The following is a 12,403-nucleotide window of genomic DNA, read 5'->3' on the forward strand; positions in this document are numbered from 1 at the left end:
GCAGTTCTAGTCCGCGCTGTGGCTGGCCAGCCAGGCGTCGATCTGCGGCAGCCGCTCGCTCCTCACCTTGATCCGGTCGCGGATGGCGGCAATTGCCGTCGCCACGTCGCCGCGCGAGGTGGGGGCCAGGTTGGCGCCCGCGTACTCGTTCAACTTGGCGATCATCGCCGGATCGTAGGAGCCATACGCCAGGCGCGGGAAGTAGCGGCTGCGCGACGTGGCGTCCACCCGCGCGTTGACCTGTTCGATGTGCTTGATCGCGAAGTCGTAGGCCATGTCCGGATGGTTCTCTGCCACCCGCGCCAGCATGCCCGCACTGTTGGTCGCACCCGGCTCGTCGGTCAGCGCCAGGTCGAGCGCGCGTTGGGCCAGCGCCTTGTCCTCGGCGGCGGCCAGCATCTCGTACAGGCGGTCCTTGATCAGCGGCGTCTTTTCGGCCACGGCGGCGGCGTGCAGCTTGTCCCAGGTTGGCGCGTCCGCGTGCTGCGCGACGACGGCCAAAATCACTTTGCGCAGCGGACCCGGCACGGCCTCGGGGTCGCTGCCGCTGGCGGCGTAGCGACGGCGGGCCTCACCGACCACGGTCGGGTCGCCCAGTTCGCCGAGCGTGGTGATGAGGCTTTCGCGCAGGTTGGCGATTGGGGTGGCCTCGCCCGGGCGCGTGATCCACCCCACCTGCGCCATCACGGGCGCCAGGCGCGCGATCGCATAGTTGTCAAAACGCTTCTGCCGTGCCGGATCGCCGTTGTACAGGCCGTGAATATTGCTGAACACGCGGGCGATGCGGCGCCATACCTGCGGGTCGGCCGAGAGCGGCGTGGCCGCGGCGAGGTCCAGAAAGGACGCGGCGTTCTGCATTCCGGCCAGGCCGAGCGCCCAGCTGTCGACGAGCATGCCGATCTGGTCGACCGGCGCCAGCTTGTCGAATCCGGACGCGAGCTCTGCGAACTGCTTGGGCGCGTACAGCGTGCGGTAGTAGCCGCTCTGGCCGGCGTTGACGACCACCGCGCCGCCGCAGCCGGGCAGGGTGATCGCACCCTTGCCGCCGGTAACGATCGCGCGCCCCTGCTTGCCCGAACCGAGCGTTTGCGCGATGACCGGCACGCGCCACGACAGCGGCTTCTTGTCAGGCTGGTCACGCGAGTATTCGCCCTGCGCCAGCTTGACGACGGTGGCGCCGTTCTTGCAGCTGACGTCCTCAACGCGAATCAACGGCACGCCGGGCTGCAGCGTAAAGTCGTGCGCGATTGCGGTGATCGGTTTGCGCGCGGCCTTTTCCACGCTCCTCCACAGGTCGTCGGACACGGTATTGCCGTAGGCGTGCGCCTTCATGTACGCGCGCACGCCGCTGCGCCACGCGTTCTCGCCCACATAGCCCTCGAGCATGCGGATCACCGCTTCGCCCTTCTGGTAGGTGATCGCGTCGAACGCCTGGCTGGCCTGTTCCACGGTCTGGATGTGCTGCACGATCGGGTGGGTGGTGGCGAGCGCGTCGCGGTACATGGCGCCGTCGCGGCTGTTGACCGCTTCCAGCGCGGTGTTCCATTCAGGGTGCAGGCGCGCGGTGGTGCGGCCCTCCATCCATGATGCGAAGCCCTCGTTGAGCCACAGGTCGTCCCACCACGACATCGTCACCAGGTCGCCGAACCACTGGTGCGCCATTTCGTGCGCGGCGGTGGCGAACACCTCCTGGCGGTCGGCCTGGGTGGAGAACGACGGATCCACCAGCATCGCATATTCGAAGGTGAAGATCGCGCCCCAGTTTTCCATCGCGCCGAAGAACTGGCTGCGGCCCGGGCCGGCCACGTTGTCCAGCTTGGGCAGCGGATAGCGCACGCCGAAGTAGTCGTTGTACTCGCGCAGGACGACCTTGGACGAGTCCAGCGCAAACTGCGCCTGCGCGGCGCCGCCCTTGCGCGTGACCACGCCGAGCTCCACGCCGTCCACCGTCATGCGCGCGCGTTCGAAGTCGCCAAGGCCAAAGAACAGCAGGTAGGTGGACATCTTCGGCGTGGCCGCGAACGTGACGCGCGTCTTGCCGCCGCCAAGGTCTTCCTCCTTCGTGATCGGCATGTTGCTGACGGCCATTTGGCCGGTCGGGACCACGGCGGACAGCGCGAACGTGGCTTTGTAGGCCGGCTCGTCCCACGACGGGATCATGCGGCGCGCGTCCGAGTTTTCGAACTGGGTGTAGAGCGCACGCTGCTTGCCTTGCGGGCTGTCGTAGTCGAGCGAGAACAGGCCAACGGCCTGGGTGCCGATGGTGCCGGTGTAGTCGAGTGCGAGCTTGTAGGCGCCTTTTGCGATCGGCTGCGCAAAAGTGAAGGTGGCCGTCTGCGCATTCGCGTCCACCACGACCTGCGCGCTTTGCGCCGTGCCGCCGGCGGCCGGGGTCAGTGTCGCGGCGCTGAATTTCACGTCCAGCGCATTGAGGGTGATCGTGGCGGTGGGCGCCTGCACGGTGAGGTCCACGACCACGTGCCCGGCAAAGGTGCCGGCCTTGGCATCGGGCGTGATCGACACGTCGTAGTGGGTTGGCGCCACGCCGCGCGGGAGCTGGGTGGTCGGCTGCTGCATGGCTGCGGCAGGCGCCGGCGCGGCGATTGCAGGGTGCACGGACAGGACGGCAAAGGCGGCGGCGACGGCTGCCGGGATGAGCTTGCGATGCATGGGCTACCTTTACGAATATGTACGTTGAATAGGCGCGGTGCCAGCAGGCGCCTCGCGCAATCTAAAGCGAAATCGGCGGGCATGTCAACGAAACAAGTTGGCGAGCACGCGACCGTAATTACGTCTATGATTTAGCTCTTCCGTGATGCACGCGATGAAGCACCAACCACCTGAAAGGAGACTTCATGAAGCTATACGTCAGCAAGTACGCGCCCAATCCGCGCCGTGCCGTGATCTTTGCGGCCGAGAAGGCGGTGCCCAATCTCGAACTGGTGCAGGTTGACCTGTTCAACGGCGAGCTGCGCAGCCCTGAATTCCTGGCCAAGAATCCACTGGGGCGTGTGCCGGTGCTGGAGCTGGACGACGGGCGCATGCTGTCGGAAACGCGCGCGATCTGCACCTACCTGGAAGGGTTGTATCCGCAGCCGAACCTGATGGGCGAAGGCTTCGAGGAGCGCGCCTTCATCGAGATGGTGGACCGCCAGACGGAGCTCTATTTTTTCCAGCTGATCGCCAACTGCCTGCGCCACTCGCATCCGGCGCTGGCGCCGCTGGAGCAGCCGCAGTTCGAGGACTTCGGCAAGTCGCAGGGCGAGAAATTCCTGGCCGCGGCGCGCCGCCTGGATGGGGTGCTGGCAAAGCAGCAGTACATCGCGGGGGACCGCTACACGATCGCTGACATCACCGCGTTCTGCGGCTATGAATTCGCGCGTGGAATGATGAAGTTCAATGCCGGCGAGCTGGGCATGGAACACCTGCAGGCATGGCGCGACCGCATCGCGGCACGTCCGACGATCGGCAAGCCCTGAGCAACCTCACGCATGAGCCGTCGCTTCCGCGCAGCGGATCGGCGGTTCATCAGTGGGCGTGCGGTTTTGTGATCGGCACACATTCGCCGTCAAGCTTGAGCACCTCATCACCCATCTTCAGCTCGTCCGAGGTCAATTGCAGCGCACCAGCGAACGCCTGGCCTTCCCACCGGACTTTGCAGGCGTCCAGATCGAATAGAGCGATGTTCCTGACGCTGCCCGAATAGGTGGCCACGAACAGTTGGCCTTTGGACGTCAGGGCAATTGGCAGTTCGATGATCCCGATGTCGAAACTGCAGCGGCCGACTCGCAATGGCCCCTGCCAGGCTGTTGGCTGCTGCGGATCGTCGGGCTCACCGAGGCTGATTGTGCGCAAGCCGATGGAGACCTTGTCCTCTTGTGGGGCCAGCATTTTCAATGAGCACTGCGCGTGCGCCGGCGCAGACAAACAAGTCCATATGACGCAGAAGATGGACGCAACAAGCGATGTTCTTTTCATAGCGAGCCTGCAAAATAGCTGACTTGCGCAAGCGCCGGGCGCCTCCAGCTCAGGCTGATTGGGGCCTTCTTTTTGCCGAAAGATCCGAACCGGCCCCAATAGCCGACGGGGAAGCCGGCGGAGGGCAGCCCGACGATGATCGCTACATGACCGTGCGGACTATCCTTCAATCCCGCGATGTCAAAATCTCCGAGCGTTGCTTGAACTCGTGCTTTGTTATGGTCATGTCCAAGGTCGCGCCAATCTGGGGAATTGCCGAGAAAATCGACGAGCTGGTTCGCATTGCCAAAGACACGAACGCCAAGCCGCGCTGCGACGGCCTTCACGAACCCACTACAGTCGCTTTTCCAGCTATCCCATTCCGCTTCACAAGCGAGAATGACCCGATCATCGTCTTTGGCCATGCGAACGTCCTTTCGTTTGGCAACGAAAGGACGATAGCGGAAATAATCAGGCGTAACGTTGAGATCGGTTAACCCGGGAGGGACCTACCCAACCCGCTTGTACCACGGCTGGCCGGGCGCGAGCTGCAGGTAGCGGTCGCACAGCGCATCGGACGCGGTGAGCGGCTTGTCGATGCCGAGCACGCCGAACGGCGCCAGGCTCTCGTGGAACAGGCGCAGCACACGCTGGCGCAGCACCGGCCCGAAGTCGGGCAGGGCGCGGCAGCAGACGATTGCCTGGAATTCGTTGAACGATGCGTCCGTCACCAGGCTGTATTGCGCCCAGGTGATGTGGCTTTTCAGTTCCGGCAGCAGGCTCGCGCGATCGTCGGACACGTCGAAGTACTCGGCGAGCTTGCCACCGCCGCCGCTGCTTTCGTAATCCTGCTGGTAGCGCGCCAGCTCGGCGGCCGGCAGCGTGGCGTCGCGCGCCTCGGCCAGCATCTCCTCGTTCGATACCGTGGCGTACACTTCGGTACGCGCGGCCAGGTTCGCCTCGGCCAGCAGAATCGCGAGTGACCACGCTTCGCCCACGCCTGCACATTCGGCCAGCCACACGCGCGGCAAGGCCGAGCTGCGCAGCGCCGGCACCAGGACCTCGCGCAGCTGGCGGGCGTGCCGCGGTTCGGCGAACGGCGCGGACGGCTCGACCGATAGCGCGCGCATGACCTGGGCCGCGGCGCCGCCCTGGTGCAGTACGCGTTCCTGCAGCGCCGACAGCGTGCCGACCTGCAGCGCGCGCATCAGCTCCCCCAGCTTGCGCCGCAGCGCGGGGCGCGCATAGCCCCGGAAATCGACGCCGTAACGCTGGAACAGCGCCTCGAGCAGCAGCTCGATCTCCAGGTCTTCGGTCGCGACCCCGGCCGCGAAGGAAGCCCAGGCCGTCAATGCAGCCACACCCGCATCAGCGACAACAGCTGGGCCACATCCACCGGCTTGGTGATGTAGTCCGAAGCGCCGGCGGCGATGCACTTGTCGCGGTCACCCTTCATCGCCTTGGCGGTCAGGGTGATGATCGGCAGCGACTTGAACTTGGGGATGCGGCGGATCGCGCGCATCGTGTCGTAGCCGTCCATCTCCGGCATCATGATGTCCATCAGGACGATCTCGATGCTCGGGTCCTTCTCCAGCACTTCGATGCCGTCGCGGCCGTTTTCGGCGAACAGCACCTGCATCTGCTGGCGCTCCAGCAGCGAGGACAGCGCGAAGATGTTGCGCAGGTCGTCGTCCACGATCAGCACCTTGCGCCCGGCCAGGCCGCCGTCGGCGGCGTGGATCTCCTCCAGCATGCGGCGCTGCGTCTCGGGCAGGCTGGCGTGCGAGCGGTGCAGGAACAGCGCGGTCTCGTCCAGCAGCCGCTCGGGCGAACGTGCGTCCTTGATGACGATGGTCTTGGCGTAGCGCTTGAGTTTGGTGACTTCCTTGCGCGACAGTTCCTGCGCCGTGTAGATCACGATCGGCAGGTCGCGCAGCCGCGGATTCTGGCCGATCTGGTCGAGCAGGTCGAAGCCCGAGATGTCGGGCAGGGTCAAATCGAGCACCATGCAGTCGAAGCGGCCGTTTTCCAGCGCCGCGAGCGCATTGGCGCCGTTCTCGGCGGTCACCAGCTTCAGGTCGGCGGCGCCGATCAGCTGCACGATCGCGTCGCGCTGGGCCTTGTCGTCCTCGACCACCAGCAGGCTGCGCTTGCCCCCCATCAGGAACTTCTGGATGCGGGTGAATTCTTCCTGCAGCTGCTCGCGGCCAACCGGCTTGTTGATGTACGAGATCGCGCCCTGGCGCAGCGCGCGCTCGCGCTCGCGGTGTGAAGACATCACGTGCACCGGGATGTGGCGCGTGTTCGGGTCGCGCTTCAAGCGATCGAGTACGGTGAAGCCGTCGATGTCGGGCAGGTCAAGGTCGAGCAGGATCGCGGACGGCAGGTAGTCGCGCGCCAGCGACAGCGCCGAATCGCCGCGGTGGGTGACGATGCCCTTGAAGTTCTTTTCGCGCGCGAACTCCAGCACCACCTTGGCAAAGCGCTCGTCGTCCTCCACGATCAGCACCGAGGGGTCGCCCGGGGCGATCAGGCCGCGGTCGTCGAGCATGGAGGCGTATTCGACCAGCGCGGCGGTGCCGGCCGGAGTTTCGACCGTGACCACTTCGGTGATCTCGGCCGGCTCCACCACCTGGGCCGGGCCCGGGACCTGCTGCGGCGGGGCCAGGCGGGCCGGCTGCGGCTGGCGCGCCAGCTCGTAGTTGACGAAGCCGGCGCGGTTGTACGGCAGGTACAGCGTGAAGGTCGAGCCGACGTTGACCATCGACTCCACACGGATCTCGCCGCCCAACAGGCGCGCCAGTTCGCGCGAGATCGACAGGCCCAGGCCGGTGCCGCCGTACTTGCGGGCGGTGGAGCCGTCGGCCTGCTGGAACGCCTCGAAGATCAGCTGCAGCTTGTCGGACGGGATGCCCACGCCGGTGTCGCGCACCGAGAACGCCACCACCGCGTCGGCCAGGGGCAGGTTGGGGTGGTCCGGGCTCCAGCCGGTATCGACCATGGAAATCGTCAGCGCGACGTGGCCGTGGCTGGTGAACTTGAACGCGTTCGACAGCAGGTTCTTGAGCACCTGCTGCAAGCGCGTGGTGTCGGTCATCAGCGCGGTCGGCAGGTTCTCGCCCAGGTCCACGGTAAAGCCGAGATGCTTGGCCTCGGCCATGTGGCGGAAGGTGCGGTCCACATAGTTGCGCAGGTTGTTGAAGCGGTACTCCGACACGTCCAGCGTGACGGTGCCCGATTCGATCTTCGACAGGTCCAGGATGTCGTTGATCAGCGTGAGCAGGTCGGAACCCGAGCCGTGGATGGTCTTGGCGAATTCCACCTGCTTGGGCGACAGGTTGCCCTCGGGGTTGTCGGACAGCTGCTGTGCCAGGATCAGCAGCGAGTTCAATGGTGTGCGCAGCTCGTGCGACATGTTGGCCAGGAACTCGGACTTGTACTTGGACGACAGCGCCAGCTGGGTCGCCTTTTCTTCCAGCGCCAGCTTGGCCTGCTCCACCTCGCGGTTCTTGCGCTCCACCTCGATGTTCTGTTCCGAGAGCAGGCGCGCTTTCTCCGCCAGCTCCTGGTTGGTCTGCTGCAGTTCCTGCGCCAGCGACTGCGACTGGGTCAGCAGCGATTCGGTACGGCTGTTCGCCTCAATGGTGTTGAGCACCACGCCGATCGATTCCATCAGCTGGTCGAGGAAGGACAGGTGGGTGTCGGTGAAGCGGTCGAGCGAGGCGATCTCGATCACCGCCTTGACCTGCTGTTCGAACAGGATCGGCAGCACCACGATGTTGGTCGGCGGCGCCGCGCCCAGGCCTGACGAGACCACGATGTAATCGCGCGGCACGTCGGTGAGCCAGATGCGGGTCTTCTCCAGCGCGCACTGGCCGACCAGCCCTTCGCCCGGCAGGAACGAAGTGGGCAGCTTGCGGCTGGAACGGTAGCCATAGCTGGCGATCATGCGCAGGCGGGCGTCGGTCTCCTGCGAGTCCATCATGTAGAACACGCCGTGGTGCGCCGAGACCAGCGGGGCCAGTTCGGACAGGATCAGCTTGGTCACGGCCTGCAGGTCGCGCTGGCCCTGCAGGAGTCGCGTGAAGCGCGCCAGGTTGGTCTTGAGCCAGTCCTGCTGCGCGTTCTTCTGCGTGGTTTCCTTCAGGTTGCGGATCATCTCGTTGATGTTGTCCTTGAGGTAGGACACCTCGCCGCGCGCTTCCACCTGAATGCTGCGTGACAGGTCGCCACGGGTCACCGCGGTTGCCACCTCGCCGATCGCGCGCATCTGGTTGGTCAGGTTTGCCGCCAGCTGGTTCACGTTCTCGGTCAGGTCCTTCCAGGTGCCGGCCACGCCGGACACGTTTGCCTGGCCGCCGAGCTTACCTTCCGTACCCACCTCGCGCGCCACCCGGGTCACCTCGGACGCGAACGAGGACAGCTGGTCCACCATCACGTTGATGGTGTCCTTCAGCTCGAGGATCTCGCCCTTCACGTCCACCGTGATCTTCTTGGACAGGTCGCCGCGCGCCACCGCGGTGGTCACCGCTGCGATGTTACGCACCTGGCCGGTGAGGTTGGACGCCATGAAGTTCACGTTGTCGGTCAGGTCCTTCCAGGTACCGCCCACGCCCGGCACATACGCCTGGCCGCCGAGCTTACCTTCCGTACCCACTTCGCGCGCCACGCGGGTCACCTCGGACGCGAACGAAGACAGCTGGTCCACCATCACGTTGATCGTGTTCTTCAGTTCGAGAATCTCGCCCTTCACGTCCACCGTGATCTTCTTGGACAGGTCGCCGTTGGCCACCGCGGTGGTCACGTCCGCGATGTTACGCACCTGCGCCGTGAGGTTACCCGCCATCGAGTTCACGCCGTCGGTCAGGTCCTTCCAGGTGCCGGCCACGCCCGGCACGTTGGCCTGGCCGCCCAGCTTGCCCTCGGTACCTACCTCGCGCGCCACGCGGGTCACCTCGGATGCGAAGGAGTTCAGCTGGTCCACCATCACGTTGATGGTGTTCTTCAGTTCCAGAATCTCGCCCTTCACGTCCACCGTGATCTTCTTGGACAGGTCGCCGTTCGCCACCGCAGTCGTCACGTCCGCGATGTTTCGCACCTGGCCGGTCAGGTTACCCGCCATCGAGTTCACCGAGTCGGTCAGGTCCTTCCAGGTGCCCGCCACGCCCTTCACCTGCGCCTGGCCGCCGAGCTTGCCCTCGGTACCCACCTCGCGCGCCACGCGGGTCACCTCGGACGCGAAGGACGAGAGCTGGTCCACCATCACGTTGATGGTGTTTTTCAGCTCGAGGATCTCGCCCTTCACGTCCACGGTGATCTTCTTGGACAGGTCGCCGTTGGCAACCGCGGTCGTCACCGCCGCGATGTTGCGCACCTGGCCGGTCAGGTTCGCCGCCATGAAGTTCACGTTGTCGGTCAGGTCCTTCCAGGTGCCGGACACGCCCGGCACATAGGCCTGGCCGCCCAGCTTGCCCTCGGTACCCACCTCGCGCGCCACCCGCGTCACCTCGGACGCGAACGAACGCAGCTGGTCCACCATCACGTTGATGGTGTCCTTCAGCTGCAGAATCTCGCCGCGCACGTCCACCGTGATCTTCTTGGACAGGTCGCCGTTCGCCACCGCGGTGGTCACTTCCGCGATGTTACGCACCTGGCTGGTCAGGTTGCCCGCCATCGAGTTCACCGAGTCGGTCAGGTCCTTCCAGGTGCCGGCCACGCCTTTCACCTGGGCCTGGCCGCCGAGCTTGCCTTCGGTGCCGATTTCGCGCGCCACGCGCGTCACCTCGGACGAGAACGAGGCCAGCTGCTCCACCATGGTGTTCGCGGTCATCGCCGCGCGCAGGTACTGGCCCTTGAGCGGGTGGCCGTCCACTTCCAGCGCCATGGTCTGCGACAGGTCGCCCTTGGCCACCGCGCCGATCACGCGCGCCATCTCGGTGGTCGGGCGCACCAGGTCGTCGATCAGGGTGTTGACCGAGCTGATGATGGTGGCCCAGCCGCCCGTCACTTCCGGCACCGTGGCGCGCTGGGTCAGGCGCCCTTCGCGGCCCACCACGCGCGACACGTCCTTGACCGAGTTGACGATCTTTTCCTTGGTCTCGATGATGTCGTTCAGCGTGTCGGCGATCTTGCCGGCCATACCGGTGTAGTCGGACGGCATGCGCGCCGTGAAATCGCCTTTTTTCAGTGCCATCAGCGTCTGCAGCAGGAGCCTTAAATCAAGCTCTTCGGCCATTTCGGTCATGTTGTTCATCGATATCTATCCTCGGAGTGTTGGCGGCGCTGTTGCTCGCAGGGGAGGGGCCTGGTAATGAAAACTGTTAACTGCGGGAGTGTCACAAGATACTCTCGTGCCCGGCAGAGTCAAGTAACGGAACGAGTTGTTGCGGAATGGTTGTCGAAATTGCAATTTAGCAACTGTGATCCGGGCGAGCGTAGCTGAAATCGGTAGGCGACGGCGCACGATTGCCGGGGCCGGTACTGGCCGTTGCTCTCATGCAACGCCCGTCGCGCCCCGGATGGTTGTAAAATTGTATAAAAATAGTAATTTCTGATGCGCATTGATTACAACTCATCTAGGATGGTGTTGTTGTATTGACAGCATCCATCCTCACTATGGTCGCAACGACACAACTGGTCGAGCTGCTGGAAAGCGCGGATCCGGCGCAATGGAGCCGGAACCTGGTTGCGCTCGCGCGCAGCGCCGGCTTTGACCGGGTGCTGTACGGGATGGTGCCGTCGCGCCACGCCAAGCTGGAGAGCGCCTTCCTGATGAGTAACTACGCGCCGGCCTGGCGCGAACGTTACGACGCCAACCGGCTGGCCTACGTCGATCCGACGGTGACCCATTGCGCGCAGAGCAGCCTGCCGATCGTATGGAAACCGGAAACCTTCAGTGCGCCCGCCCAGCGCGCCCTGTACGAGGAAGCGTGCAGCTTCGGGATCCGGCTCGGGGTGACCCTGCCGATCCATGGTCCGGGGGGAGAATTCGGGGTGATCAGCTTTGCTTCGGATGCGCCGGCCGACGCCGGTTCCGTGCGCGACATCGAGCGGGCGATGCCGGGGTTGTCGCTGATCCGCGACTATGCGTTCCAGTCGTCGCTGCGCTTGTCGGCGCAGGCGGCGGGCCACGAGCCGCCGCCGCGGCTCACCAAGCGCGAGCTGGAAGTGCTCAAGTGGGTGATGGCGGGAAAATCATCGTGGGAAATTTCCCGCATCACCAATTGTTCCGAGGCGACTGTCAACTTTCACATGGCCAATGTGCGCCAGAAGTTCAACGTCAACACCCGCCAGCAGGCGGTCGTGAAAGCGATCGCCCTGGGGCTGGTCAACCCTGAAGATCTCCGTCGCTGAGCTTGCCGTTGACATAGAGCTTGAGCAGGATCGCCACCGGGGCCGGAATCGACAATCCGGTCTCGAAGCGGCTGCCGCTCGACTGCGTCACGCCGAAGCGGCCCCAGAATTTCTCCTGGCTTTCGCGCTTGCTGATCCGCAACTGGCGCAGGTCGGTCAGCGGAATCGGGCGTACCGGCTCGACCGCCGAACCCAGGTTGATGCCTGCAGTGTGTTCGTCCATCCTTGCCTCGCATACAAAATCGTTCGCCATTGCATCACCTCTTTTTGAAATTTGCAATGAGCGAGTATTTCAGAGCTGCCCGCCCCTAGCCACCTAGCAAGCTTGCTAGTACTCATCGCTCCCGATTTGCATGATCCTTGGTATGCACCTTGCATATTTTTGATGTCATTCAAACAACCAAAGGGGGATGTCATGGCACTGCAAATCAAGATCGCGGCACGGCGGGATTTCAAATCGAAGGACCTGTGGGAGATGCACGCACTGCGGGCGAAGGTGTTCAAGGGACGGCTGGGCTGGGAGGTGCCCGTGCTGTCCGGGATGGAGATCGATGGCTACGACGCGCTCGAGCCGATGTACATGATGATGCGCGAGGCGGGCGGCGACCTGCGCGGCTGCTGGCGGCTGCTGCCGACCGAGGGGCCGTACATGCTCAAGGATTCGTTCGCCCAGCTGCTGCACGGCCAGCCGGCGCCGAGCGACCCGCTCGTCTGGGAACTGTCGCGCTTTGCGATCGAGACCGAGGGCTGCGGACCGTTCGGGTTCTCGCAGGTGACGATGGAGTCGATCGCGGCGATCATCCGCTATGGCCAGGCTGCCGGGTTGACGCGCTACGTCACCGTCACCACCACAGCGATCGAGCGCATGCTGCGGCGCGCCGGGGTGGTCACGCGGCGCCTGGGCGATCCGGAGCGGATCGGGATCGAGACCGCGGTCGCGCTGTACGTCGAGATCGAGCCGACCTGCGCGGCGCTGTTCGATACCCGCATCGCTTCCTGACGCGGCCGGCGGCCGGGGCGCAAGGCGTGCGGCCGCGCCCGGCATTGCGCTTATACTTGGGGTCCTTGCCGACCCCAGCCAAAGCGCGACGCC

At 64.8% G+C, this 12,403-nt stretch carries 9 protein-coding genes; 3 read left to right on the forward strand and 6 right to left on the reverse strand.

From position 1 onward, the window contains the following. Window positions 1–6 precede the first annotated feature (6 nt). The gene (locus tag NX773_RS06275; protein WP_258855465.1) at window positions 7–2,670 is read right to left on the reverse strand and encodes a M1 family metallopeptidase; all 2,664 of its coding nucleotides are present in this window, start codon (window positions 2,668–2,670) and stop codon (window positions 7–9) included. 185 nt (window positions 2,671–2,855) lie between these two features. Between NX773_RS06275 and NX773_RS06280 the strand changes: the two genes are divergently transcribed. After that, window positions 2,856–3,479 carry a glutathione S-transferase family protein gene (locus NX773_RS06280; protein WP_258855466.1) on the forward strand — a complete coding sequence of 208 codons (624 nt, stop codon included), beginning with the start codon at window positions 2,856–2,858 and terminating at the stop codon, window positions 3,477–3,479. Between the two features lie 49 nt (window positions 3,480–3,528). On the opposite strand, the gene NX773_RS06285 is transcribed toward NX773_RS06280, so the two are convergent. The 4 genes from NX773_RS06285 to NX773_RS06300 form a co-directional block, all read right to left on the reverse strand. Further along, window positions 3,529–3,897, reverse strand: a complete 369-nt coding sequence (locus NX773_RS06285) for a hypothetical protein (RefSeq protein ID WP_258855467.1) — start codon at window positions 3,895–3,897, stop codon at window positions 3,529–3,531. A 77-nt stretch (window positions 3,898–3,974) separates the two neighbouring features. Further along, a complete protein-coding gene (locus tag NX773_RS06290; protein WP_258855468.1) occupies window positions 3,975–4,382 on the reverse strand; it encodes a hypothetical protein in 408 nt (135 codons plus the stop codon). 84 nt (window positions 4,383–4,466) lie between these two features. Further along, the gene (locus NX773_RS06295; protein WP_258855469.1) at window positions 4,467–5,318 is read right to left on the reverse strand and encodes a CheR family methyltransferase; all 852 of its coding nucleotides are present in this window, start codon (window positions 5,316–5,318) and stop codon (window positions 4,467–4,469) included. Further along, entirely contained in the window at window positions 5,306–10,210 is a 4,905-nt protein-coding gene (locus NX773_RS06300; protein ID WP_258855470.1) for a response regulator, read from the reverse strand. The genes NX773_RS06295 and NX773_RS06300 overlap by 13 nt, the downstream gene beginning before the upstream one ends. 362 nt (window positions 10,211–10,572) lie before the next feature. Here NX773_RS06300 and NX773_RS06305 point away from each other — a divergent pair, with 362 nt between their 5' ends. Further along, the gene (locus NX773_RS06305; protein WP_258855471.1) at window positions 10,573–11,310 is read left to right on the forward strand and encodes a helix-turn-helix transcriptional regulator; all 738 of its coding nucleotides are present in this window, start codon (window positions 10,573–10,575) and stop codon (window positions 11,308–11,310) included. Here the strand turns inward: NX773_RS06305 and NX773_RS06310 are convergent. After that, window positions 11,285–11,563 carry a helix-turn-helix domain-containing protein gene (locus NX773_RS06310; RefSeq protein WP_370662219.1) on the reverse strand — a complete coding sequence of 93 codons (279 nt, stop codon included), beginning with the start codon at window positions 11,561–11,563 and terminating at the stop codon, window positions 11,285–11,287. The two genes, NX773_RS06305 and NX773_RS06310, sit on opposite strands and share 26 nt — an antisense overlap. A gap of 162 nt (window positions 11,564–11,725) precedes the next feature. Between NX773_RS06310 and NX773_RS06315 the strand changes: the two genes are divergently transcribed. Further along, window positions 11,726–12,310: an acyl-homoserine-lactone synthase gene (locus tag NX773_RS06315; RefSeq protein ID WP_258855472.1), complete on the forward strand. Its 585-nt coding sequence runs from the start codon at window positions 11,726–11,728 to the stop codon at window positions 12,308–12,310. Window positions 12,311–12,403: the final 93 nt, after the last annotated feature.

Origin of the sequence: Massilia solisilvae (assembly GCF_024753215.1) — a bacterium.
Lineage (GTDB): Bacteria > Pseudomonadota > Gammaproteobacteria > Burkholderiales > Burkholderiaceae_D > Telluria > Telluria solisilvae.